This is a genomic window from Streptomyces griseorubiginosus (assembly GCF_017614965.1).
Taxonomy (GTDB): domain Bacteria; phylum Actinomycetota; class Actinomycetes; order Streptomycetales; family Streptomycetaceae; genus Streptomyces; species Streptomyces griseorubiginosus_B.
Window position 1 is genome coordinate 1 of sequence record NZ_WVUG01000132.1, and the last position, 23,173, is coordinate 23,173.

The 23,173-nt window shown below is 71.6% G+C and carries 24 protein-coding genes; 12 read left to right on the top strand and 12 right to left on the bottom strand.

The window, feature by feature from the left end; genetic code table 11:
* On the top strand, positions 1 to 716 hold a 716-nt coding region (locus tag GRC12_RS23770; RefSeq protein WP_208781389.1), incomplete at its 5' end, for a zinc-binding dehydrogenase.
* Between the two features lie 84 nt (positions 717 to 800).
* On the opposite strand, the gene GRC12_RS23775 is transcribed toward GRC12_RS23770, so the two are convergent.
* Positions 801 to 1,817, bottom strand: a complete 1,017-nt coding sequence (locus GRC12_RS23775; protein WP_244373671.1) for a GlxA family transcriptional regulator — start codon at positions 1,815 to 1,817, stop codon at positions 801 to 803.
* Between the two features lie 71 nt (positions 1,818 to 1,888).
* On the opposite strand from GRC12_RS23775, the gene GRC12_RS23780 reads away from it, so the two are divergent.
* Positions 1,889 to 3,223 carry an MFS transporter gene (locus tag GRC12_RS23780; protein ID WP_439959902.1) on the top strand — a complete coding sequence of 445 codons (1,335 nt, stop codon included), beginning with the start codon at positions 1,889 to 1,891 and terminating at the stop codon, positions 3,221 to 3,223.
* Here the strand turns inward: GRC12_RS23780 and GRC12_RS23785 are convergent.
* The 7 genes from GRC12_RS23785 to GRC12_RS23815 form a co-directional block, all read right to left on the bottom strand.
* Positions 3,220 to 4,749: an AAA family ATPase gene (locus GRC12_RS23785; RefSeq protein WP_208781391.1), complete on the bottom strand. Its 1,530-nt coding sequence runs from the start codon at positions 4,747 to 4,749 to the stop codon at positions 3,220 to 3,222. The genes GRC12_RS23780 and GRC12_RS23785 overlap by 4 nt on opposite strands.
* A 370-nt stretch (positions 4,750 to 5,119) precedes the next feature.
* Positions 5,120 to 5,698: a flavin reductase family protein gene (locus GRC12_RS23790; RefSeq protein ID WP_208781392.1), complete on the bottom strand. Its 579-nt coding sequence runs from the start codon at positions 5,696 to 5,698 to the stop codon at positions 5,120 to 5,122.
* Between the two features lie 40 nt (positions 5,699 to 5,738).
* Positions 5,739 to 6,530, bottom strand: coding sequence for an enoyl-CoA hydratase/isomerase family protein (locus GRC12_RS23795; protein WP_208781393.1), 792 nt, complete (start codon positions 6,528 to 6,530; stop codon positions 5,739 to 5,741).
* Positions 6,521 to 8,746, bottom strand: a complete 2,226-nt coding sequence (locus tag GRC12_RS23800) for an acetate--CoA ligase family protein (protein WP_208781394.1) — start codon at positions 8,744 to 8,746, stop codon at positions 6,521 to 6,523. The genes GRC12_RS23795 and GRC12_RS23800 overlap by 10 nt, the downstream gene beginning before the upstream one ends.
* A 198-nt stretch (positions 8,747 to 8,944) precedes the next feature.
* Positions 8,945 to 10,447, bottom strand: a complete 1,503-nt coding sequence (locus GRC12_RS23805) for a flavin monoamine oxidase family protein (protein WP_208781395.1) — start codon at positions 10,445 to 10,447, stop codon at positions 8,945 to 8,947.
* Between the two features lie 170 nt (positions 10,448 to 10,617).
* On the bottom strand, positions 10,618 to 11,805 hold the full coding sequence (locus tag GRC12_RS23810; protein ID WP_208781396.1) for a flavin-containing monooxygenase: 1,188 nt from the start codon (positions 11,803 to 11,805) through the stop codon (positions 10,618 to 10,620).
* Between the two features lie 161 nt (positions 11,806 to 11,966).
* Positions 11,967 to 13,595, bottom strand: coding sequence for a subtype B tannase (locus tag GRC12_RS23815; RefSeq protein WP_308286616.1), 1,629 nt, complete (start codon positions 13,593 to 13,595; stop codon positions 11,967 to 11,969).
* Between the two features lie 169 nt (positions 13,596 to 13,764).
* Between GRC12_RS23815 and GRC12_RS23820 the strand changes: the two genes are divergently transcribed.
* The 6 genes from GRC12_RS23820 to GRC12_RS23840 are packed head-to-tail and all read left to right on the top strand — an operon-like array spanning position 13,765 to position 16,279.
* Complete coding sequence (locus GRC12_RS23820; protein ID WP_208781397.1) at positions 13,765 to 14,154, top strand: Zn-ribbon domain-containing OB-fold protein; 390 nt, start codon at positions 13,765 to 13,767, stop codon at positions 14,152 to 14,154.
* Between the two features lie 23 nt (positions 14,155 to 14,177).
* Positions 14,178 to 14,783: a GNAT family N-acetyltransferase gene (locus GRC12_RS23825; RefSeq protein ID WP_208781398.1), complete on the top strand. Its 606-nt coding sequence runs from the start codon at positions 14,178 to 14,180 to the stop codon at positions 14,781 to 14,783.
* A 54-nt stretch (positions 14,784 to 14,837) separates the two neighbouring features.
* Entirely contained in the window at positions 14,838 to 15,002 is a 165-nt protein-coding gene (locus GRC12_RS23830) for a hypothetical protein (protein ID WP_244373673.1), read from the top strand.
* Positions 14,995 to 15,141 (top strand): hypothetical protein, encoded by a 147-nt coding sequence (locus tag GRC12_RS45725; RefSeq protein WP_244373674.1) that lies wholly within the window; start codon positions 14,995 to 14,997, stop codon positions 15,139 to 15,141. The genes GRC12_RS23830 and GRC12_RS45725 overlap by 8 nt, the downstream gene beginning before the upstream one ends.
* Positions 15,142 to 15,190: 49 nt before the next feature.
* Positions 15,191 to 15,349 carry a hypothetical protein gene (locus GRC12_RS45730; RefSeq protein WP_244373675.1) on the top strand — a complete coding sequence of 53 codons (159 nt, stop codon included), beginning with the start codon at positions 15,191 to 15,193 and terminating at the stop codon, positions 15,347 to 15,349.
* Positions 15,350 to 15,403: 54 nt separating this feature from the next.
* Positions 15,404 to 16,279: a GNAT family N-acetyltransferase gene (locus GRC12_RS23840; RefSeq protein ID WP_208781399.1), complete on the top strand. Its 876-nt coding sequence runs from the start codon at positions 15,404 to 15,406 to the stop codon at positions 16,277 to 16,279.
* Positions 16,280 to 16,310: 31 nt separating this feature from the next.
* Here the strand turns inward: GRC12_RS23840 and GRC12_RS23845 are convergent, their stop codons facing one another.
* From GRC12_RS23845 to GRC12_RS23855, 3 genes are all read right to left on the bottom strand, one after another.
* Positions 16,311 to 16,976, bottom strand: a complete 666-nt coding sequence (locus GRC12_RS23845) for a pyridoxine/pyridoxamine 5'-phosphate oxidase (RefSeq protein WP_208781400.1) — start codon at positions 16,974 to 16,976, stop codon at positions 16,311 to 16,313.
* Positions 16,977 to 16,979: 3 nt separating this feature from the next.
* Positions 16,980 to 17,411, bottom strand: a complete 432-nt coding sequence (locus GRC12_RS23850; RefSeq protein WP_208781401.1) for a pyridoxamine 5'-phosphate oxidase family protein — start codon at positions 17,409 to 17,411, stop codon at positions 16,980 to 16,982.
* 92 nt (positions 17,412 to 17,503) lie between these two features.
* Entirely contained in the window at positions 17,504 to 18,676 is a 1,173-nt protein-coding gene (locus GRC12_RS23855; RefSeq protein ID WP_208781402.1) for a thiolase C-terminal domain-containing protein, read from the bottom strand.
* Positions 18,677 to 18,751: 75 nt separating this feature from the next.
* Here GRC12_RS23855 and GRC12_RS23860 point away from each other — a divergent pair, with 75 nt between their 5' ends.
* Complete coding sequence (locus tag GRC12_RS23860; RefSeq protein WP_208781403.1) at positions 18,752 to 19,936, top strand: acyl-CoA dehydrogenase family protein; 1,185 nt, start codon at positions 18,752 to 18,754, stop codon at positions 19,934 to 19,936.
* Entirely contained in the window at positions 19,933 to 20,409 is a 477-nt protein-coding gene (locus GRC12_RS23865; RefSeq protein WP_208781404.1) for a nitroreductase family deazaflavin-dependent oxidoreductase, read from the top strand. Before GRC12_RS23860 ends, GRC12_RS23865 begins: the two co-directional genes overlap by 4 nt.
* A 124-nt stretch (positions 20,410 to 20,533) precedes the next feature.
* Here the strand turns inward: GRC12_RS23865 and GRC12_RS23870 are convergent, their stop codons facing one another.
* Positions 20,534 to 21,169: a TetR family transcriptional regulator gene (locus GRC12_RS23870; RefSeq protein ID WP_208781408.1), complete on the bottom strand. Its 636-nt coding sequence runs from the start codon at positions 21,167 to 21,169 to the stop codon at positions 20,534 to 20,536.
* A gap of 135 nt (positions 21,170 to 21,304) precedes the next feature.
* Between GRC12_RS23870 and GRC12_RS23875 the strand changes: the two genes are divergently transcribed.
* A complete protein-coding gene (locus GRC12_RS23875; RefSeq protein ID WP_133049562.1) occupies positions 21,305 to 22,036 on the top strand; it encodes a VOC family protein in 732 nt (243 codons plus the stop codon).
* Between the two features lie 182 nt (positions 22,037 to 22,218).
* Positions 22,219 to 23,173: serine/threonine-protein kinase (locus GRC12_RS23880; protein WP_208781405.1), on the top strand; the 955-nt coding region annotated here is incomplete at its 3' end.

Here is a 23,173-nt window from a genome sequence, read left to right on the forward strand (position 1 = left end):
CCTTCACGCAGGGCGGGCGGGAGGTGTACCAGTTCGCCTCCAACTCGGCCTTCGTGGAGCGGACGGTGGTGAAGGCCGTGCAGGCGGTGCGGATCCCGAAGGACATTCCGCTGCCGTCCGCCGCGCTCATCGGGTGCGGGGTGCTGACCGGGGTCGGGGCCGTGCTCAACCGGGCGCGGGTGGACCGGGGGGACTCGGTGCTCGTCATCGGGACCGGCGGGATCGGGCTCAACGTCATCCAGGGGGCGCGGATCGCGGGGGCGCTCAGGATCGTCGCCGTCGACGCCAATCCGGCGAAGGAGGAGGTGGCCCGGCGGTTCGGGGCCACGGACTTCCTGACCTCCACCGACGGGGTCAAGGAGATCCTGCCGGACGGCGCCGACCACGCCTTCGAGTGCGTGGGGCGGGTCGAGCTGATCCGGCAGGCGGTCGACCTGCTCGACCGGCATGGGCAGGCGGTGCTGCTGGGGGTGCCGGCGGCCACCGCGGAGGCGTCCTTCCTCGTCTCCGCCATGTACCTCGACAAGTCCATCCTGGGCTGCCGCTACGGCTCCTCGCGCCCGCAGCGCGACATCGCCCTCTACGCCGAGCTGTACCGGGCGGGACGGCTGCTGCTGGACGAGCTGGTGACCGCGACCTACCCGGTCGAGGACTTCGAGAAGGCGAAGGCCGACGCGGAGGCGGGGCGGGTGGCGCGCGGAGTGCTCACGTTCTGACCGCGCGGGTGCTCACGTTCTGACCCTGCGGGTGCTCACGTCCTGCCCGTGCGGGGGCGCTCACGCTTTGACCGCCCCGGGTGCTCACGTCCTGACGCCCGTGCGGAAGGTCCGGCGGTACGCGGTCGGGGTCACCCCCACGGCCGCCTGCAGATGCTGGCGCATCGACTGGGCGGTGCCGAAGCCGGCCTCCTGCGCCACCTGGTCCACTGACAGATCGCTCGACTCCAGCAGCTGCCGGGCACGCTCCACGCGCTGCTGGGTGAGCCACTGGCCGGGACTGACGCCGACCTCCTCACGGAAGCGGCGCGTGAAGGTCCGTACCGACATCGACTCCTGGGCGGCCATGTCGCGCAGCTGGATCGGCTCGTGCAGCCTGCCCAGCGCCCAGGCGCGGGCGCCGGTCGTGGTCGCCACCTGGGGCTCGGGGACCGGGCGGTGGATGTACTGCGCCTGTCCGCCGTCGCGGTGCGGCGGTACGACCGTGCGGCGGGCCACCTCGTTGGCGACCGCCGTGCCGTGGTCGCGGCGGACCATGTGCAGGCACAGGTCGATGCCGGCCGCCACCCCGGCCGAGGTCAGGACGTCGCCGTCGTCGATGAACAGCACGTTCGGGTCGACGTCGACCTTCGGGAAGAGGCGCTGGAGCTGGTCGGTCTCCGCCCAGTGCGTGGTCGCGGGGCGGCCGTCGAGGTAGCCGGCGGCGGCCAGCACGAAGACGCCCGTGCAGATCGAGGCGAGCCGGGTGCCGGGGCGGATGTGGTCGAGGGCGGCGGCCAGCTCGTCGGTGAGGACGCCCTCCTCGAAGACCGGGCCGAGTTCGTACGACGCCGGGACGATCACCGTGTCGGCGGTGGTCAGCAGCTCCGGGCCGTGCTCGACGTGGATCGAGAAGTCGGCGTCCGTGCGCACCGGGCCGGGCGGCCGGACCGAGCAGGTCAGGACCTCGTAGAGATGGCGGCCCAGGGCGTCCTTGGGGCGGCCGAAGATGCGGTGCGGGATGCCCAGCTCGAAGGGGAGCAGGCCGTCCATGGCGAGGACGACGACACGGTGCGGGCGGAACTCCATGGATTCCATGGCCGTACCTCTCTCTGGACCCATGGCCCGATTCTAACGAATGCTGTCCTTCGGGCCAGTGGTTGCGACCGGTTCCGGCCGGGATGCTCTATGTCGTGACCCAGACAACCGAGGCGGCAGCCGCCGTAGAGGAAACCCCGTCCGCCGGAAAGACCCGCCGCATCCACCGCGCCTGGTTCGTCGCCGCCGTCACCTTCGTGACGATCATCGGCGCGGCCGCCTTCCGTTCCCTGCCCGGGCTGCTGATCGACCCGCTGCACCAGGAGTTCGGCTGGTCGCGCGGCACGATCGGCGCGGCCGTCTCGATCAACCTCGCGCTGTACGGCCTGACCGCGCCCTTCGCGGCGGCGCTGATGGACCGCTTCGGCATCCGCAAGGTCGTCGCGGTGGCTCTGACGGTCATCGCCCTCGGTTCCGGCCTGACGGTCGGGATGAACTCCGCCTGGCAGCTGCTGCTGTGCTGGGGCCTGCTGGTGGGCCTCGGCTCGGGCTCGATGGCGCTGGCCTTCGCGGCCACGGTCACCAACCGCTGGTTCACCGAGCGGCGGGGCCTGGTGACGGGCATCCTGACCGCCGCGTCCGCCTCCGGTCAGCTGATCTTCCTGCCGGTGCTGTCGTGGATCGTCGAGCACCACAGCTGGCGTCCGGCGGCGGTCACGGTCGCCCTCGCGGCCCTGGCGGTCGTGCCCTTCGTCTGGCTGCTGCTGCGGGACCATCCGGCGGACGTGGGGGTGAAGCCGTACGGCGCGCAGGAGTTCGTGGCGAAGCCGCTGCCCGCGCAGGGCGCCGCCCGCCGCACGGTGCGGGTGCTGGCCTCGGCCGTCCGCACCGGCCCCTTCTGGCTGCTGGCCGGCACCTTCGCGATCTGCGGCGCCTCCACCAACGGCCTGATCCAGACCCACTTCGTGCCCGCCGCGCACGACCACGGCATGCCGGTGACGGCGGCGGCCTCGCTGCTCGCGGTGATCGGGGTGTTCGACGTCGTCGGCACGATCGCCTCCGGCTGGTTCACCGACCGCTTCGAGCCGCGTCGCCTCCTCGCGGTGTACTACGCCCTGCGCGGCATCAGCCTCCTGTTCCTGCCGATGCTCCTGGCGCCCTCGGTCCACCCCCCGATGCTGTTCTTCATCGTCTTCTACGGCCTCGACTGGGTCGCCACCGTCCCGCCCACCGTCGCCCTGTGCCGCGAGCACTACGGCGACGACAGCGCCATCGTCTTCGGCTGGGTCCTCGCCTCCCACCAGGTCGGCGCCGCCCTCGTCGCCTTCCTGGGCGGCGTGGCCCGGGACGTCTTCGGCTCCTACGACATGGTCTGGTACGCCTCAGGAGCCCTGTGCGCGGCGGCGGCCCTGATGGCGTTGGTGATCAGGCGGAGGCCGGGACGTCCCGCCGGAGAGCTTGCGGAGATGGGCACCCCCCTCCCGGCCTAGGGCAGGAAGCCCTCGGGCATGGGCCGGCCGTAAAGCTCCTCCAGACCGATCAACAGCACTCCGCCCCGCGCGGCCTCGGCCCGCAAAGCGTCGCTGAAGCCCGCCGCGCTGAAACACGCGAGCCCGCAGTGCGATGTGTCCATGCCGCGACCGGCGAGAAGTTCCCTTGCTCGTGCCAGGCGCTCGAGGTGGGCGACTCCCATGACAGTGCCCCACTTCGCCTCGCCGAGCAGGGCGACCGATGGGCGGTTCCCACCGGAGCCCTGCTCGACGACGGCTACGTCGACCTCGATCTGCCGGCGCTCTTTCGGATCGGTCACGACACCACTGCCTACCTCACCCAGAGAGGTGCTGAGCAGTGTCCTTCCAGGTCCCAGCACGTACTCACGGCACATGGCTTCGAAGTGCGGGCCGGCCACCTGTGCTGCAAAGCGTTGTCCTGCATGAGCCCATACCTCCGCGGCCTGGCCCCCTTCGAGTCGGGCCCAGGCCGGACGCATGACTGCTTCGTAGAAGTTGATCAAGGGCTCGGTGATGCGGTACTGCGATTTCCCGGATCGGAAGACATCGGCTTCCCGCACCAGGAGATGACTGTCCTCCAGAACATTGAGCGGGTGTGAGATGTCGACGGCCTTGCGACCGATGTATCCCGCGATGCCCCCGCGCGTGGTGTTGCCCTGCGCCACGGCGGCCAGCACGGAGTGGTACAGCGCTGTATCCCGGATATCGGCCTCCTCGGCGAGCAGGTATCGAGCCTCTCGGAAGAGGGGACTGAACGGAGAGAGGACCGTGCGGCAGATCCAATCGTCGAAGCCGTCCAGACCGGCGGGGACGTCGTCCGCCAGAAACTGGCGGCGGTACGCGGGGGTGCCACCGAGCACCGCGTGCAGCCGGGCGGCAAGACCTGGATCGGCGGCGACTCCCCAGAAGTCCGCTGCCGCACGGTATCCGAAGGGGCGCACGACCAGTTCGAGCTGCGCCCGCCCGCGCAGCGGCGCACTGCTGGCCAGCAACCCACCCATGACGGACATTGCCGAACCGCACAGGAGTAGACGCATACGGCTCTCCTCCACCTGCCCGCGATCGATTGCGCGCTGGATCAGCGATGGCAGTTCGGGGGCCGCCCTCACCAGGTACGGGAACTCGTCGATGACCACGAGGAATGGCGCGTCCGGTGTCCGCCCGCCGGACGCCCGGGCGGAGGAGGTTGCGAGACCGAAGAGGTAGGAGACCGCGTCGTCCCAGGTGGCGAAGGAGAAGGCCACCGGAGAACCGACGTATTCGGCAAGGGCGGCGCTGAACTGCCGAAGGGATTCCGCCTCGGTGGCGTCAGTGGCCCCGAAGTAGAACCCTCCGCATTGTTCGACGAGTGCCCGCAGCAGGTAGGTCTTGCCCATGCGTCGTCTGCCGCTGAGGACTCCCAGAGCGGCATGCGGCAGCGGGCGGTCGACGAACGCGGTGAGCGCGTCCCACTCCAGGCCCCGGTCGAAGACTCGTGAGGGCTTGGTCCGCCTTGGCTGCTGCACTGGCGCACTCCCGCACAGATCTAAGGAACGTACTTCTAAGGAGTGTACCCCTAATAGTTACACGCCGAGAAAGCTTCCGATGGTGAACCCCAAGGTCGCCACCCCGATGAAGGTGATCCCGCCGGCCTTGAGTGCGGAAGAACGTTCTCGCCCGCATCGACATCTGCCTGGGGTTCGTCGTCCAGGACGCGGATCCAGGCCAGTAGGTCTGCGAAGGCCCTGAGCAGCGGTGGGGCCGCTTCTGGACGGTGCGCGTGGGCATGGGAATCGGCGTCGAGCAGTTCGACACCGCCTGGGCACGCTCGGCGGCGCAAGGCGGAACTCCGGCCGGCGACCGCGCCATGGGTGCCACGCAAGGGCGGTTGACCGCTTACAGGAAGCGCCCCTTGTGGAAGAGCAGGGGCGCTTCGTCGCCGTCGCCGGTGCCCAGCGCCTCCACCCGGCCCACCACGATCAGGTGGTCGCCCCCGGTGTGGACCGCGTGGATCGTGCAGTCGATCCATGCGACCGCGCCGGTCAGGCGGGGTGAGCCGGTCGCCGGGGCCGGGTCGTACGGCACGCCCGCGAACTTGTCGGCGCCCCTCACCGCGAAGGCGCGGCACAGGTCGCCCTGGCCGGCGGCGAGGATGTTGACGCAGAAGACGCCGGCGCGGGCGATGCGCGGCCAGGTCGTCGACGTACGGCCGACCATGAAGGCGACCAGGGGCGGGTCGAGGGAGAGCGAGGAGAAGGACTGGCAGGCGAAGCCGGCCTCGGGGGGCGCGGTCACGATGGTGACGCCGGTCGCGAAGGTGCCCAGGACGCGGCGGAACTCCGTCTGGTCGACGGGGGCGCGCTCGTCCTCGCCGACACACCGCAGCTCAGGGCGCGGCAGCGGCTCCACGGGGACCGTGGCCCCGGTCGACCTGAGGTATCGGACGGCGGCCGCGGCCGCTCCTGCGTGTCCCATCACCCCTCCATTGAAGCTGACGGTTCGTCAGATGGGAAGGTCAACGACCCTGGTAGTCGGGGCTTCTGCGCTCCACGAAGGCCCGTACGCCTTCCTGGGCGTCGCGCGTCGTCATGTTGATCTCCTGCGCGGCGGCCTCGGCGGCGAAGGCGGTCGCGCGGTCGGTGTCCAGTGAGGCGTTGACGAGCTGTTTGGTGAGGGCGAGGGCGCGAGTGGGGCCGGCGGCGAGGCGTTCCGCCCAGGCGCGGGCCGTCTTCTCCAACTCCTCGTCAGGGACGACTCGGTTGACCAGACCCAGGCGTTCGGCGTCGGTGGCGGAGAGCGCGTCGCCGAAGAACATCAGCTCCTTGGCGCGCTGCGGGCCGATCAGGCGGGGGAGGAGGTACGCCCCACCGCCGTCCGGGACCAGCCCCCGGCGCACGAACACCTCGATGAACCTCGCCGACTCCGCGGCCAGTACGAGGTCGCAGGCGAGGGCGAGATGCGCGCCCAGGCCGGCCGCCGTGCCGTTCACCGCCGCGATCACCGGCTTCTCGCAGTCCAGGACGGCGGCGGTCAGCCGCTGGGCGCCGAGGCGCAGGACGCGGGCCACATCCCCCGCCACCCGCTCACCGGCCGCCGCGCCACCGCGCAGGTCCGCGCCCGCGCAGAAGCCGCGCCCGGTCCCGGTGATCACCACCGCCCGGACGTCGGCGTCGGCCGACGCGTCCGCCAACAGCCGGATGAGCAGGTCCCGTTGGTCGGGGGTGAGGGCGTTGAGGGCCTCGGGCCGGTTGAGGGTGAGGTGGGTGACCCGGCCGTCGGTCGTGTGCAGGATCCCGGTCACCGGCACACCGCCAGCGCGTCCAGCGCCACCGCCCCCTGCCCCCGGGGCAGCACCATCAGCGGGTTGATGTCGAGCTCCGCCAGCTCGTCCCCGAGCTCCATCGCCATGCGCTGCACCCGCAGGACGACCTCAACGAGCGCGTCCACGTCCGCCGGCGGCCGTCCCCGGACCCCCTCCAGCAGCGCCCGCCCCCGCAGGTCGGCGAGCATGGCGTGCGCCTGGTCCTCGCCGAAGGGCGGCACACGTACGGCGACGTCGTGCAGCACCTCCACCAGCACCCCGCCGAGCCCGACGGTCACCGTCGGTCCGAAGAGCTCGTCGTGGGTGACGCCGACGACCATCTCCACGCCCCGCTCGACCATCTGGCAGACCAGGACACCGTCCAGCGTGACGCCCTCGTAGCGGGCGATGTCCGTCAGCTCGCGGTAGGCGTCGCGGACCTGGCTTGCGGAGGTCAGGCCCACCTTCACCAGGCCCAGCTCGGTCTTGTGGGCGATCTGCGCGCCGGACGCCTTCATCACCACCGGGTAGCCCACCAGCCCGGCCGCGCGTACGGCCGCCGCCGCGCTGGTCACCAGCTGCTCGCGCGGTACACGGATGCCGTACGCCCGCAGCAGCTGCTTCGCCGCGTGCTCGCTGAGCTGCTGGCCGGGGCGCATCAGCGCCTGCGCCTTGCGGAAGGAGGGCGAGGTGGTGCGCGGGGCCTCGTCGAAGGGGGAGCGGTAGTGGGCGACGAAGCGGTGGTGGTCGAGGTAGGCGCGGACGGCGGTGATGCAGTTGGCGACCGTGCGGAAGGTCGCGACGCGGGAGGAGCCCAACAGGACCTCGCGGTACGCCGGTTCGGTGCCGACCGGGGATCCCCACACCACGCAGACCAGCTTGTCCGTCCGCTCGGCCGCGTCCACCAGGTCCTGGACGAGCTTGTCGCTGAGCGGCGGGAAGGGGCCCGTGATCGGACAGATCAGCACGCCGACCGCCGGGTCGTCGAGGATCGCGTCGATGATCTTCCGGCCGCGTTCGTCGCCGACCGGGTGCCCGCCGTTGTCGACCGGGTTGGCCACGCTGAGGTACTCGGGTATCCACTGGTGCAGCTCGGACTGTTTGGCCGCGGACAGCTGCGGCAGCGACAGGCCCGCCTCCGTCGCCAGGTCGGCGAAGTGCGCTCCGGTGCCGCCCGAGATGGAGTAGACGACGACCCCGTCCGCCCGCGGCGGCTTCGCCCGGGCCAACAGGGCGGCGGTGTCCTGGAGTTCGTCCAGGCCGTCCACCCGGATCACGCCGAACTGCCGCATCGCCGCGTCCACCACCGCGTCCGCGCCGGTCAGTTTGCCGGTGTGCGAGGCGGCCGTGCGGGCGCCGGTCTCGGTGCGGCCCACCTTCACGGCGACGACCGGTACCTTGCGCCGGGCGGCGCGGTCGGCGGCGAGCAGGAAGGAGCGGCCGTCCTTGAGGCCCTCGACGTAGCAGGCGATGGCGCCGACCTCGGGCCGCTCGGCGAAGTAGGAGAGGAAGTCGGCGGTCTCCAGGTCGGCCTCGTTGCCGGTGGGTGCCCAGTGGGAGAGCCGGATGCCGAGCTCCTGGAGGGAGAAGACGGGGCGGCCCTGGTGTCCCGACTGGGTGATCAGGGCGATCGCCGGTCCGTCGAGGTCGTCGCGGAACCGTTCGAAGGCGTTGAGGTTGGTGTTGGGCCCGAGCAGCCGCATCCCCGAGCGCCGCACGGCGAGCGCCAGCCGCTCCTGCGCGGCCGCGCCCTCGGCGCCCGTCTCGGCGAACCCGGAGGCGAAGACCACCGCGAACCTCACCTTGGCCTCGGCGAGTTCCTCGACCACGGGAAGCGGGTCGGCGACCAGCAGCACGGCGAGGTCGACCTGTTCGGGCAGGTCGGCGACGGACGGGGAGCAGGGTATGCCGAAGACGGACTCACGGTTCGGGTGGACGGGGTGCAGCCGGGCGCCGACCCGCTCGGCCCAGGCCACCAGCTGCCGGGTGATGCCGGTGTTGGGCCGCCCCTCGGTGTCCGAGGCGCCGATGACGGCGACGGACTCGGGGCGGAAGAACCGGTCCAGGTCGGGGACGTCGGCGTACAGCGGCCGCCCGCCGACGTCCAGTTCGTCGACCTCGGCGGGCCTGCCGTGGACGGCGGGCCCGGGTTGCTCGCCGCAGGCGATGACCCGGGCCCGGCGGGAGTCGGTGGTGAGGGTGCCGTGGGTTGATCCAAGCATCGGTCCGCCCGCTCCTCTGAGACAGCCAAATAACTGACGCTCTGTCAGATTACTGAACTGACGCAGTGTCAGGAATGGGCGTGCACCCAAAGTTGGTGAACTCGCAACCGATCAACAGCTGGTGAACCCGCAACCGACCAACAGCGGCTGGACCCGCAACCGACCAACAGCTGCTGGACCCACAACCGATCAACCGGCTCAGAGCTCGGCCAGCACCTCCTTGGCCACCCGCTCGCCCGACCGCACGGCTCCGTCCATGTAGCCGTTCCAGTACGTGGACGTCTCCGTGCCCGCCCAGTGGATGCCGCCGACCGGCTTGCGCAGGGAGGCGCCGTAGTCGGTCAGGACACCGGGCGGGGCGAAGGCCACCGGGCCGCCGCGGGAGAAGCCCTCGTTGTTCCACCGCTGCAGGACGAAGGAATTCGGCGACTTGGCCTTGTCGCCGAAGTAGTTGGCGTAGTCCTTCAGGACGGCCGCCTTGACCTCGTCGACGCTCGAGGCGTCGTACGCCCGCATCTCGTCGGCCTCGATGAAGCCCATCAGGGCGCCGTAGGAGGCGTCCGGCGGGGAGTTGTCGAAGGTCGAGCGGACCACGCCGGAGTCGCTGACGACCTGGCCGTTGAGGCCGTCCGCGCGCCAGAAGGGGGTGTCGTAGACCGCGATCGCCTTGCCGATCGAGCCCATCGGCAGCCGCTGGCTGAGCTGGTCCCGGGCGGCCGGGAGCAGGGGGTCGTAGGTGATGCGGGCCGCCAGCGGGGGCGGTACGGCGACGACGACCTTCTTCGCCGTCACCGTGATCCCGTCGGCCGTGACGACGTACTTGGCGCCGGACTGCGTGATCGAGCGCACCGGCGCGCTCAGCACCACCCGGTCGCCGAGGGTGGCGGCCAGCTTGATCGGGACCTGCTGGGAGCCGCCGACGAAGCGGGACTCCTGGGCGCCGTTCGCGGTGTCGGTGAGGCGTTCCAGGGTGCCGGCGTTGTTCTCGTCGCCGGCGGCGGCGATGTAGAACAGCACGTAGAGCAGGGAGAGTTCGCGGGGCTGGGCCGAGAAGATCGACGTACAGGCCACGTCCAGCAGGAACTTGGCCGAGGGGATGACCGCGTTGGCGTTCAGCCAGCTCTCGAAGGTCTGCTTGTCCCACTCGGCCGCCTTGGCGGCCGTCCAGGGCGCGTCCACCGGCACCTTCTTGGCCATGTCGTCCAGCGAGGCCTGCACGACCGCCGCGTTGGCGAGACCGGCCACGTCGACCGGCGGGACCGAGCCGAGGATCCCGTCGGTGGCGTACGGGGTCCGGGTGCCGTCCTTGTACAGGAGGTTCTTGCCGGTGTTGTAGGTCGTGAAGGTCGCCACGCCCAGGGAGTCGGCGAGGGCCTTGATGCGGTTCTGGGTGGGGCCGATGAACTCGCCGCCGCCCTCGGTGAACCCGCCGCCCGGCAGTTGCAGGTTGACGACCCGGCCGCCGACGCGGTCCCGGGCCTCCAGGACGGCGACCGTCTTGCCCCCGGCCACCAGGTCACGGGCCGCGGTCAGTCCGGCGAGGCCGCCGCCGACGATCGCCACGTCGACCTCACGGGTGCCGGCCGCCGATGCCGTGCCGGCGGCGGTGCCGGTGAGGGTGACGGCGCCCGCCGCGGCGGCACCGCCGAGCAGGGAGCGCCGCGTCAGGGCGCGGGGGTGGGGCTGTCTTTCGCGTACCACGTGCGTCCTCCGTATGGAGAGAGTGGGGAGAGAATGTGGAGCCGAAAGCTGAGCAGTATTCACATTCTGGCCCCTGAAGACGGCACGCTTCAACGCTTCCGCCACATCTGACGCACGAGTAACGCGTATATGGATGGGGGAAGTTGAGGGTTGTGCAGGTCAGGAGGGCATCAGCCGGGCAGCCGGGACAACGAGTCCCCGCCGGCCCGCACGATCGCCTTCGCGATCTTCTCGGCGTCCATCGCGACCTCGCGCAGGGTGCCGCTGATGGGTGTGGTGAACCCGGTGAAGTGCAGGCCGGGCGCCTGCTGCGGGGCGCGGGCGCCGTGCGCCACCGGTCTGCCCCGCTCGTCCAGCACACCGAGATGACCGACCAGGCCCTCCAGCGCGCGGACGTACCCCGTGGCGGCGACCACGGCCTCCGGGGAGACGAGGGTGCCGTCGGCGAGGACCACCTTGCCGCCTTCGAAGCCGTCGACGGCGGCCACGACCTCGACCTTCCCCTTGCGCACGGCGTCGATCAGACCGACGTCCTGCACGGGGATGGCGCCGTCCTTGGCGCGGCTGTAGAGCCCGGTGTCCGGGCGGGGCAGCCCCTGCGCGGACAGGTCGGGCACGCTGAGCTTCGCCATCGGCCGGGCCAGCCGGTCCACCAGCCCGACCGGCAGCCGCCGCACCAGGACGCCCGTGTACTGGGCGGCCCAGCCCGCGGTGGAGCGGCGGACGATGTGCGGGGTCGTGCGCACCGACAGCCGTACCCGCGAGGCGCCGCCCTCGACCAGGTCCACGGCGATCTCCGCGCCGGTGTTGCCGACGCCCACGACCAGGACGTCCCGGCCGGCGTACGGCTCGGGGTTGCGGTAGTCGCCGGCGTGCACGAAGTCGCCGGTGTACTGGCCGAGACCGGGCCACTCGGGCACGTACGGGGTGTGGTTGTACCCGGTCGCGACGACCACGGCGGCGCCGGTCAGCTCACGGCCGCCGGTGGCGTGCAGCAGCCAGCCCGTGCCGTCGGGGGTGCGCTCGATCCGGGACACCTCGACACCGGTGACGATCTCCAGCTCGTGCACCTCGGCGTACTTCTCCAGGTAGCGCACGACGTCGTCCCGGGCGACCCAGCGGCCGAAACGGCGCGGTATCGGCAGTCCGGGAAGGGCGGACAGCCGACGGGTGGTGTGCAGGTGCAGCCGGTCGTAGTGGCGCCGCCAGGCCGCGCCCACCTGGTCCGACTTCTCCAGCACCACCGCACGGATCCCCCTGGCCCGCAGCGCGTACGCCACCGAGAGTCCAGCCGGTCCGCCGCCGACGACGTAGACGGGACGGTCCGAAGGGCTCGGGGAGGGTGTGGAGTCGGCCATGAGCGCGAGCGTAATCACGCACCAGCTTGATGGGTCTCGGTCAAGACCGGAATTGGTTGCGGATTGATCACGCCTGTAGGAGGAGTGGGTGGGGCTTGTGGCGTAGGACACCTGGTTGTGGTCGTACGGCGATCGGCACGGTCCCGCCCCCGACCCCCTGCCTACTTCCCGGCCCGGTACCCGGTCACCTCGGCGATCCAGGTGATGAAGTCGCCCGGGTCGGTGTTGGCGCCGTGGCCCTGGTCCCAGTAGTAGAGGTGGTTCACGTCGTCGCCGAGGTTGTCCAGACGGGCGGCCAGGTTGGCGGAGATGACGTGCGAGGTGTCGGAGTCGCCGGTGCCGAGCCGGATCCACCAGTGCTTGGAGCGGCGCCCGTTGACCTTCTCCACCAGGTGGTACATCGGGTTCATCAGGTTCAGCTTCTCGGGGATGTCGCTCGCCACCCGCCTGGTGGTGAGGCCCGTGGTGTCGTTCCTGGCGCCGTAGGCCGTGAAGTGGCGGTTCGCGGTGGTGCCTGCGCCGAACTCGTTGTTCTCGCCCGTCGACAGGTCGAAGGCGTCGAAGGCCGGGGTGGTCTTCTTGCGGGCGCCGACATGGGTGAGGAAGTCGTCCCAGGTGAAGGTGGCCCTGCCGTTCTTCCAGGTGATGAAGGTGTTCTTCGCCAGGTAGCTCTCGCGCCCGGAGTCCGACAGGGCCGCGAGGTACTTCGTCGCGGACGGCTCCAGGTACCGCTCGACCAGGTACGTGTCGTAGTTGCGGGCGGTCAGCGGGCCGAACCCGTTCCGGCCGCGCAGCCTCAGCGACGCCTGGTACTGCGCGAACTGCGAGCGCAGGTCCTTCGACACCGTCTGGTCGACGACCTCGCCGGTGGACTGGGTGACATTGGCGCCCCAGTTCCACTCGTAGGCGCCGTCCGCGTGCTCCAGGTCGGTGATCGGGCACCAGGCGCCCACCGCGAAGATCGCGTCGGAGGCGTCGGCCGCGCCGATCTCCTTCAGGTACCTGTCGTAGAGCGGGCTGTCACCGGAGGCGCCGAGGAGGGAGGACAGGGCGCCGCCCGCGCTGGTGCCGGCGGACACGATCCGCTCCACGTTCCCGGGTATGCGGCCCTTGTTGGCCCTGACGTACCGCACCGCCGCCTTGAGGTCGACGATGGCGGCGGGCGCGGTGCCGTAGTACTCGCCGGCCGAGTTCTTGAGGGTACGGCCGCGGGCGCCGGGCTCGACGACGACGTACCCGGCGGCCAGGGCGAGCAGCTGGTTGGTGGCCAGGGAGCCGCCGGTCGCGTTGGTGTCCCCGTTCGCGCCGGGGGCCGAGGCGCTCGCCGAGGGCGCCCCGCTCGGCGCGCCGCCCGCGCCGCCCGCGCCCCCGCCGCCGATCCCGGTGGCGTCGGCCACCGAGGACGGCATGTAGCCGCCGACGGAGTTCGCGAACAGGATCGGGGCATTGCTCGCGTCAACGGCCTTGCCGTCGATCTCGACCGGGACGCTGACGTTCAGCGACTGGTACGTGGCGTCCACCGGCTTGGCGACATAGGTGATCGCCTTCCAGAAGTGGTACGTCACCGCGTGGTCGTCGCCGTCGGTGTCGGTGACGGTGGTCGTCAGCTCGGTGAAGGCGTCCGGGTCGAAGACCAGCGCGTCCGCGGAGGGCGAGGACGACGAGGAGGACGAGGACGACGAGGTGCTCGACGCCTGCGCGTTCAGCGCGATGCCGCCGGTCGCGGCGACACCGGCGGTGGCGCCGATGCCCAGAACGACGCTCCTGCGCTTGACTGCCCTGTGTTTCACGGTTCGACTCCCTCGGTGGTGGGCTTGCGTCTGCGAAGCTAGCCGGGTCGCCGACAAAATTGCCAACAATCCGCCGGCATTCGTAGCGGATGCACAGCTTCACGGCCGCCGCACAGGGCTGCTCCCTTCCGGGTTCCGGGATCGCCATACCTGACGTACCGTCAGATACATGACCCGTCACGATCTCCCGGAGGCCGATGCCTTCACGCGGACGTACTGGGACGCGGCGGCCGAGGGGCGGCTGCTGGTCCGGCGGTGCGGGGCGTGCGGGCGGGCCCACCACTACCCGCGGGAGTTCTGCCCGCACTGCTGGAGCGAGGACGTGGCCTGGGAGCCGGCGAGCGGCCGGGCCGCGCTCTACACCTGGTCCGTCGTCCACCGCAACGACCTGCCGCCCTTCGGCGAGCGCACCCCGTACGTCGCCGCCGTCGTCGACCTCGCGGAGGGGCCGCGGATGATGACGGAGATCGTGGAGTGCGCGGCGGAGCGGCTGCGGGCCGGGATGGAGCTGGAGGCCGTGTTCCGGGAGGGGGTGCCGGTATTCCGGCCGCGTGGCTGAGGCGGGCGCGTTTGAATGGGCCCATGACCGGCATACACCAACCCACCCTCGCCCTCGAATCCACCGAAGTGCTCGGACACGGACTGCGCCTGCGCCCGTGGGACGCGGACTCCGACGCCGACGTCGAGACCTTCTTCCGGGGCTGCGCGGACCCGGAGTTCCTGCGCTGGAACACACCGCTCACGCCGGTCGCCGACCTCGCCGTGGCCCGCGCCTCGATCGCCGCGAAGACGGAGGCCGCGCGGACGGGGACGGGAGTGGCGTTCTGCGTCGAGGACGCGGACGACGGTGCGAGGCTGGGCCACATCAGCGTCAACGACATCCACACCCTCCTCAGCCACGCCCGCATCGGCTACTGGGTCCTCCCCGAGGCCCGCGGCCGGGGCGTCGCCACCCGCGCCCTCGCCCTCGTCGCGCACTGGGCCCACACCGACCTCCGGCTGCACCGCCTGGAACTGGGCCACGCCGTCGGCCACGAGATCTCCTGCAAGGTCGCCGAACGCTGCGGCTTCCGCTACGAGGGCACCATGCGCGGCCAGATGTTCGAAGCAGACCGCCAGGACGCCTTCCGAGACGCCCACCTCCACGCCCGCCTGGCCACGGATCCGGAGCCGAGGCTGGGGGTCTGAGCATTTCGGTGTGCGTAGCACAGTGGGACACGGAACGGCATAGAGGTCGCCGAATTGCGTCCACTGGCACGCCGGCGCAGGCTGACCGCCGAAGAGCTGGTGGCGCGGCACCGGTTGCTTCCTCGCGTGGACCACGCGGAGATGCGCGCGGAGGTGGACGAGTTCTTCGGGGACGAGGAAAGGGCCGACGCCGACCCGTGCGAGCGCGAGCGTGGCTGATCGTCCGTCCCGCGGGGTCCTCGACACGTGCGCCTACATCGATCTGGGTCTGCTCGATCCGCAGAGCCTCCCCTCGATTCCCGAACTGACGGCGGTGACGTTCGCCGAACTGCAGCAGACTGGGAGCTGCGGTTGCTGATTTCGACCCTCTGCCCTTCGACAGTGAGGCGGCGGCAAGGTACGGAACGTTGGTCGCGCTGACCATCGCGGCCGACAGGGATCCCCGCCCACGCCGTATGGACCTGATGATCGCAGCCGCCGCCTCGGCGAGAGGGCTGCCGCTCTACACGCGGAACGCGGGGGACTTCAAAGGGCTGGAGACGTCGGTGGTCATCGTCGCCGTTTGAGCGACCCCCCGTAATTCGGAGGCGTCCCGGGGGAAGTGCGCGGCAGCATGAGGTATGGGATCCGATGACTGGTACCGCGTCGACGACCTGGGCGTCTTCCTCTCCCGTGCCGGGGACTTCCTGCGTTCCCGGCCCGCCCTGCACACCCTCCCACTGACGGTGACCGAGCAGTTGCGGACCCGGGGGGCGGGGGTCTACGGGGACGAGGCGCCGTACTTCGGAGTGCTGGAGCGGCAGGGGACGGTCCGGGCCGTGTACTTCCGTACGCCTCCCCACCGCCTCAACGTCACCTCCCTCACCCCCGAGGAGGCCGGCGCCCTCGCCGGCCACCTGGCCGCCGACGGCCGTCCGCTGCCCGGCGTCTCCGGCGAGCGGGCCTCCGTCGCCGCGCTGGCGCGGGCCTGGGAGCGGCGCACGGGCGCGAGGGCGGCGGTGCGTCAGCGTCAGCGGCTGTACCGGCTCGACGCCCTGACCGCGCCGGGCCCGGTGCCGAAGGGCCGGGCGCGGGTCGCGGGGGAGGCGGACCGGCAGCAACTGGTGCGCTGGTACGGCGAGTTCATGGCGGCCGTCGGCGAGAGCGCCGGGCAGCGCGCTGAGGGCTGGGCCGACACGCGCATCTCCTACGGAGGCGTCACGTTCTGGGAGGACGCCGACGGCACCCCGCTCGCCATGGCCGGCGCCACCCCGATGGTCGCCGGGCAGGTGCGGGTGGCGCCCGTCTACACGCCGGCGGAACTGCGCGGCCGGGGCTACGCGGGCGCGGTCACCGTCGAGGTCAGCCGGGCGGCGCGTGCGTCGGGCGCCGACGAGGTCCTGCTCTTCACGGACCTGGCAAACCCGACCAGCAACGCCCTCTACCAGCGCATCGGTTATCGCCCGGTGGCCGACTTCGACCTGTACGACTTCGACGGGCACGACGTCACGGGCTGAGGGCGTGGTGTCGCGGGCTGAGGACGTGGTGTCACGGCCAGAGCAGTTCGCGCTGCCAACCCGCGCCCTCCCGGCGGTAGTTCAACCGTACGTGCCGGCGTTGTTCGTCGCCCTGGAAGAACTCCGCCTCCTCAGGGCGCAGTCGGTACAGCGTCCAGGTCGGTACGGGTGCGTCCGGCTCCCGCTGGGCCCGTTCCCAGGCGGCCTGGGAGACCTGCGCCAGCTCCTCGAGCGAGCCCAGGACCTCGCTCTGCCGGCCGGTGAGCGCGGCGGCGAGGGCGCCGGTGGAGCGGGCGTGCAGATCGCCCTGGGACGCTGCGGCCGGCGCTGCCGTGACGGTCCCGCGCAGCCGTACCTGGCGGCCGAGGGCGGCCCAGTAGAAGCAGAGGGCCGCCTGCGGGCGCTGTGCCAGCTGCCGGCCCTTGCGGCTGCTCGCGTGCGTCGCGAAGGTCCACCCCTCGGCGTCCGCGCCGTGCAGCATCACGATCCGTACGTCCGGCCGTCCGTCCGCGTCGGCCGTCGCGAGGGACATGGTGTGCGGCTCGCGCTGCCCCGCCGCGACCGCCTCCGCGAACCACGCGGTGAACAGGTCGAGGGGGTCGGCGGGGGCGGCCGCGGGGTCGAAGGGGCGCAGTTCGGTGACCGCCGGGTCCCACACCCGCAGCGACCTCAGCACCTCGTGAAGATCCGTTCCCATGCCTCAGACGGTACCGAGGTCCGAGGACAGCCACCGTTCGGGCCGCATCCGCAGGAACACCTGCTCGCCGTGGTTCTTCCAGGCGAAGTCGACGTACTCGTCCACCTTCTCCGCCGGCAGATACCGCGCGCTCATCTCCCGCAGCCGCTCGATCGTGCCGGGCGCGGTCTCGATCACCGGGCCCTCCACCGACACGTACCTGATGGTGGGCTCCAGCCGGTCGATCATCAGGGAGAAGCGGCCTGCGGCCTGGATCAGCTCGTACTTGCGGGAGGTGAGCCCGGTCAGGATCCACACGGTCCCGTCGGCGTCGTCGTACTGGTACCAGATCGGCACCGTGAGCGGCGCGCGTCCCTCACCCGCGTCCACCGCGAGGGCGGCGATGTGGGGCTCGGCCAGGAACTGTGCGCGCTCTTCACGGGTCAGGGCGGCCATGACGGTCTCCTCCGGTGACGGGGCGGTACGCTGCGGGCCGGGAAAGGGCTCCCTTTGCAGCGTACGGCCACCGTCGGGCAGTGACCGCGTTTTCAGTCCCGCCCGAGCACCACCGTCCCGGAGGAGCAGAACCACCCGCCGGTCCCGGACGCCACCCCCAGCCGCGGCAACTCCCCGTCGCTCGCGTGTACCTGCCGGGCGCCCGCCTCCCCGCGCAGCTGCCGTACCGCCTCCACCAGCAGGAACAGCCCCCGCATCCCGGGGTGTTGGGCCGACAGCCCGCCGCCGTCCGTGTTCACCGGCAGCTCCCCGCCCTCGACCCGCAGCCGACCCTTCTCCACGAACGCCCCGCCCTCGCCCTTCGCGCAGAACCCGAGGTCCTCCAGGGTCACCAGCGTCATGTACGTGAACGCGTCGTAGATCTGCGCGAAATCCATCTCCGCCGGCCGCACACCGGCCCGCTCGAAGGCCAGCCGCCCGCTCACCGCGGCCGGGGACACCGTGAAGTCCGGCCACTCGGACATCGCCGCGTGCGAGACGTGCTCCCCGGTGCCGAGCACCCAGACGGGGGCGGTACGGCAGTCCCGTACGCACTCCTCCGCGGCCAGCAGCACCGCCGCGCCGCCGTCGGAGCGGATGCAGCAGTGCAGCTTGGTGAACGGGTCGGCGATCATCGGGCCGGACAGGACGTCGTCCACGGTGACCGGGTCGCGGAACATCGCGTCCGGGTTCAGGGCGGCGTTCGCCCGCGCCTGCACCGCCACCTCCGCCAACTGCTCGATGGTGGTGCCGTGTTCGAGCATGTGACGGCGGGCCGCCATCGCGTACTTGGCGATCAGGGTGTGGCCGTAGGGCACCTCGAACTGCAGCGGGCCGCGCGCGCCGAAGGAGAGGTCGCCGGTGCGCCGGCCGGCCCTGATGTCGGCGCGGGCCGTGGAACCGTAGACCAGGAGCACCGCGTTCGCGTGGCCGGCCGCTATCGCGTCCGCCGCGTGGGCCGCCATGACCTCCCAGGTGGAGCCGCCGACCGAGGTGGAGTCGACCCAGGTGGGGCGCAGGCCGAGGTACTCGGCGACCTCGACGGGGGCGAGCGTGCCGAGACCGGCCGAGGCGAAGCCGTCGACGAGATCGCGGCCCAGGCCCGCGTCCGCGAGGGCGCGGCGGGCCGCCTGGGCGTGCAGGGCGTACGGGGTCGCGTCGTCGATGCGGCCACAGTCGGAGAGGGACACCCCGACCACGGCCACTTTCCGGCTCCCGCGCGTCATGAAGGCCACCTTCCCCTGGGCATATCGTTCCCGGACTCCTAATATGACGGCCCGTCAGATCCGGAGGGAAGAGCCATGGACGCCCGCTTCACCGCCGAACAGGACGAGATCCGCCGTACCCTGCGCGAACTGCTGACCAAGCGCTGCGGCCCGCGGGAGCTGCGGGCCGCCCTCGACACCCCCGAAGGGCACGACCCCGTCCTGTGGACCGCGCTCGCCGACCAGCTCGGCCTGCCGGGGCTCGCCCTGCCCGAGGCGTACGGCGGTGCCGGCTGTTCGGCGACCGAGCTCGCCCTGGCCTGCGAGGAGACGGGACGGGCGCTCGCCCCCTCGCCGCTGCTCGCCACCGCCGTCCTCGCCGTGCCGCTGATCCTCGCCCTGGGCTCGGACGCCCAGCGCGCCTCGCTCCTGCCCCGTCTGGCCTCCGGCGCCCTCACCGCCGCCCTCGCCGTACCCGGCACCGCCCTGGCCTCCGCCCTCGCCCTGACCGGCGACAACGGCGGGGAGTGGGCCGGTGGCGGACGGGCCGGGGGAGTGCAGGCCAGACGGGCGGGCGAGGGGTGGCGGCTGTACGGGCAGGCCGAACAGGTGCTCGACGGGCACAGCGCGGGGGTGCTGCTCGTCGCCGCGCACACCGGGGGGTTCGCCCGCTCCCGGACGCTGCTGTTCCTGGTGCCGGGGGAGGCCGAGGGGATGGTGCGGGTACGGCAGACCGCGCTGGACGCCACCCGGCCGCAGGCCCGCGTCCAGCTGCGGGACGTCGAGGCCGAGTTGCTGGGGGAGGACGGCTCCGACGTACTGGGCGCCCTCGCCGCGCTCGGGGACACCGTCGCCGCGGTGCTGGCCTGCGAGGCCGTCGGGGCCGCGGACCGGGCGCTGGAGCTGACGGTGGAGTATGTCGGACAGCGGGAGCAGTTCGGGCGGGCGATCGGCTCCTTCCAGGCGGTCAAGCACCGGCTGGCGGACGTGTACGTGCAGGTGCAGGCGGCGCGGTCGGCGGCGTACTACGCGGCCTGGGCGACCGCGAAGGGGGAGCGGGCCGGCGGGCTGGCGCTCGCGCAGGCCCTTCAGGCCCTGCGGGTGGCGTCCGCCGAGGGCATCCAGCTGCACGGGGGCATCGGTTTCACCTGGGAACACCAGGCGCACCTGTACTTCAAGCGCGCATCGGGCGACGAACTGCTCTTCGGACCGGTGCATCGGTTGCGGGCGCGTGCCGCTCAGACGGCGCGGCTCTTCGAGGGCCGGGAGGTGGCGGTGTGATCGGCGAACGTGTCGTGCAGCGGGTGTCGTCGACGCGGGGTTTCGCGAAGGTGGCCCCGCATGTGATTCCGGCGCTGGACCGCGCCGTCCACCGGCTCACCCGGGGGAAGGTGCTGCTGAGCGCGCAGATGCTGCCGGGGGTGATCCTGACGTCGACGGGGGCGAGGAGCGGGCAGCGGCGCCGTACACCGCTCGCGTGCATGCCGGAGGAGGGCGGCCGCAGCTGGCTTCTGATCGGCTCGAACTTCGGCCGCACGGACCACCCGGCCTGGACCCACAACCTGCTCGCCCACCCGGACGCCGAGATCAGCTGGAAGGGCGCGGACATCCCCGTCCGGGCCCAGCTGCTGGAGGGCGAGGAGCGGACGGCGGCCTGGAAGGCGCTGCTGGCCTTCTGGCCGCCGTACGCCACCTATCAGGCGCGGGTCGAGAGGGAGATCCGGGTCTTCCGGATCACCCGTCGCGATCAGTGAGCCGGGACTGCGAGGTCAGGGGCCCGGGCGGCGCCCGTACAGCAGAGCAGGCGGTGGTTCACGGGTGTGTTCCGTGAACCACCGCCTGCCAGACAGGACTTGGGGGGCCTGGTAAGGGGGTGGGTTACTTCGTCGGTTTCTTGCCCGTCACGCCCAGGTGCACCAACAGCGCCAGGTTCGGCTTGAGTTCGGCCTGTTTGACGCCCCAGGTCTGGAAGCCCTTCTGGTGCGAGGCCACCGCCGCGAGCATCGCGACCAGTGAACCGGCGACCGCGGCCGGGTTCACGTCCTTGTCGACCCTGCCCTTGGACTGCAACTCGGCGACGGAGTCCGCCAGGGAGTTGTTGACCGAGTTAAGGATCTTCATGCGGATCTTGTAGAAGCGTTTGTCGCCCTCGGCGGCCCCGAGATCGACCACGCGCAGGATCGCGTCGTTCTTCCGCCAGAACTCCAGGAACCCGTCCACGAGTTCCTGCGCGGTCTGCCAGCCGGCCTTGCCGACCCAGGAACGGCCCTCGAGCAGGGCGGTCAACTGCCCGCCCTCGGTGGCCATTTGCTCGGCGATCTCCAGGACGGCGCCCTCGACGTCCGGGAAGTACTGGTAGAAGGTGGCGGGCGAAGTGCCCGCCTTCCGGGCGACATCGATGACTTTGACGTCCCGGTACGGGGAGGAGCTGAGCATCTCGCTGAGGCAGTCGAGCAGCTTCTGCCGGGTCGCCTGCCCACGCCGACCCGCCACACGGCCGTCGACGGTACGCACTTGTCCTGTCATGCCGTCAGCTTACCGAGGGGTGATCGGAGCGCGATTCGGCCGACTGCAAATGGGGTGCATGGGGGTGCGGGGACAGGTGTGCCTGGTCCTGCGGGGTGCGCGAGGCGCCGTTAGTTTGGCGGTATGGCCGAAAACAGGGCATCCGCGTACGGAGAGGGCGTCCCCTGCTGGGTGGACGCGCAGCTTCCCGACGTCGAGGCGGGCAAGCGGTTCTACGGTGAGCTCTTCGGGTGGGACTTCGAGGACGCCTACGGGGGATCCGTCTGGGCGCGCAAGGACGGCGAGCCGGTCGCCGCGCTCGCCCGCAAGACGGACGGGCGGCTGCCCACCGTGTGGACCGTCTACTTCGCCACCCCGGACGCGGAGTCCCTGGCCGACCGGGTCTGGGCGGCCGGCGGACAGGTCGTCACCGCGCCCGTCCCGCTCGGTGACCTGGGGACGACCGCGCTGGTCACCGACACCGAGGGCGCCGTTTTCGGCCTGTGGGAGCCCGGCTCCCACCCCGGCTTCGGCAAGCGGCACGAGCCGGGCACCTTCGGCTGGGCCGAGCTGTACGCCCGTGACACCGAGGCCGCCAACACCTTCTACGGCGAGCTCTTCCATGACGCCCTGTTCGGGCCGGACGCCAGGCCCGACTTCGGCCGCGCGCCGGTCTCCGAGGTCTTTCCGGCCGAGATGCCGCCCCATTTCCTCGTTCACTTCGCCGTCGAGGACTGTGAGGCGGTCCTCGGGACGGTGAGCCGGCTCGATGGCCGTATTCAGGCACCACCATTCGAGACGTCGTACGGAAAGGTGGCGGTCGTCACAGACAATCAAGGGGCGTCGTTCGCCGTACTGGAGCGGCCCGAGCCCTGAGTCATGCGGTGAAACGCCCCGGTTTGCGGGGAGACACCCCGATTCGGGCCCGGGTTCGCAACCGGTGCTCCGGCCAGGAAGAATCGGGGTGCGTGCCGCCATGGCGGTGCGGTGGTGAGACGCTGCACTTCGGTCGCGTACATATGTGGGTGGCGCGGCTTGTACGGGGAGGTGGCAGGCAAGTGGTGGATCAGCTGACGCAGCACGATCCGCGGCGGATCGGGCCGTTCGAGGTGCTGGGACGGCTGGGTGCCGGCGGCATGGGGCTGGTCTATCTCGCGCGCTCGGCGTCCGGCCGGCGTGTGGCGATCAAGACGGTCCGGACCGAGCTGGCCGAGGACCAGCTCTTCCGTGTCCGTTTCACCCGCGAGGTGGAGGCGGCCCGGGCGGTCTCCGGCTTCTACACGGCGGCCGTCGTCGACGCCGACCCGCGCGCGGCGGTGCCGTGGCTGGCCACCGCGTACGTGCCGGCGCCCTCGCTCGAGGAGATAGTGAACGAGTGCGGGCCGCTCCCGGCCCAGGCCGTGCGCTGGCTCGCGGCGGGCGTGGCGGAGGCGCTGCAGTCGATCCACGGCGCCGGACTGGTCCACCGCGACCTCAAGCCCTCGAACGTGCTCGTGGTCGAGGACGGCCCCCGGGTGATCGACTTCGGTATCGCCTCCGGCGTCTCGAACACCCGTCTGACCATGACGAACGTGGCCGTCGGCACCCCCGCCTACATGTCCCCCGAGCAGGCCAAGGACTCGCGGTCGGTCACGGGCGCGAGCGACGTCTTCTCGCTCGGCTCGATGCTGGTCTTCGCCGCCACCGGCCACCCGCCCTTCCACGGCGCCAACCCGGTCGAGACGGTCTTCATGCTGCTGCGGGAAGGCCCGGACCTGGAGGGCCTGCCGGACGAGCTGCGCCCGCTGATCGAGTCCTGCATGCAGATGGAGGCCACGGCCCGCCCCAACCCGGCCGACCTCCAGGCCAACCTGGCCCCGCACCTCTTCGGCTCCGGCTCCGACGACAGCGGTACGGCCTCGGCGTGGCTGCCCGAGCGGGCGGTGAGCCTGATCGAGGCGCGCCGCAACGGCCGCCCGGCGGCCAAGCCCGGCCAGCAGGGCGGCGCCCGCAGCGGAGGGGGCCGCCCGCCCC

Excerpts from the sequence above, each read along its gene's own strand:
- GRC12_RS23775 (WP_244373671.1), bottom strand. The coding sequence starts at position 1,817 with ATGGGTCCAGAGAGAGGTACGGCCATGGAATCCATGGAGTTCCGCCCG.
- GRC12_RS23790 (WP_208781392.1), bottom strand. The coding sequence starts at position 5,698 with ATGGGACACGCAGGAGCGGCCGCGGCCGCCGTCCGATACCTCAGGTCG.
- GRC12_RS23800 (WP_208781394.1), bottom strand. The coding sequence starts at position 8,746 with ATGCTTGGATCAACCCACGGCACCCTCACCACCGACTCCCGCCGGGCC.
- GRC12_RS23810 (WP_208781396.1), bottom strand. The coding sequence starts at position 11,805 with ATGGCCGACTCCACACCCTCCCCGAGCCCTTCGGACCGTCCCGTCTAC.
- GRC12_RS23820 (WP_208781397.1), top strand. The coding sequence starts at position 13,765 with ATGACCCGTCACGATCTCCCGGAGGCCGATGCCTTCACGCGGACGTAC.
- GRC12_RS23825 (WP_208781398.1), top strand. The coding sequence starts at position 14,178 with ATGACCGGCATACACCAACCCACCCTCGCCCTCGAATCCACCGAAGTG.
- GRC12_RS23840 (WP_208781399.1), top strand. The coding sequence starts at position 15,404 with ATGGGATCCGATGACTGGTACCGCGTCGACGACCTGGGCGTCTTCCTC.
- GRC12_RS23845 (WP_208781400.1), bottom strand. The coding sequence starts at position 16,976 with ATGGGAACGGATCTTCACGAGGTGCTGAGGTCGCTGCGGGTGTGGGAC.
- GRC12_RS23850 (WP_208781401.1), bottom strand. The coding sequence starts at position 17,411 with ATGGCCGCCCTGACCCGTGAAGAGCGCGCACAGTTCCTGGCCGAGCCC.
- GRC12_RS23855 (WP_208781402.1), bottom strand. The coding sequence starts at position 18,676 with ATGACGCGCGGGAGCCGGAAAGTGGCCGTGGTCGGGGTGTCCCTCTCC.
- GRC12_RS23860 (WP_208781403.1), top strand. The coding sequence starts at position 18,752 with ATGGACGCCCGCTTCACCGCCGAACAGGACGAGATCCGCCGTACCCTG.
- GRC12_RS23875 (WP_133049562.1), top strand. The coding sequence starts at position 21,305 with ATGGCCGAAAACAGGGCATCCGCGTACGGAGAGGGCGTCCCCTGCTGG.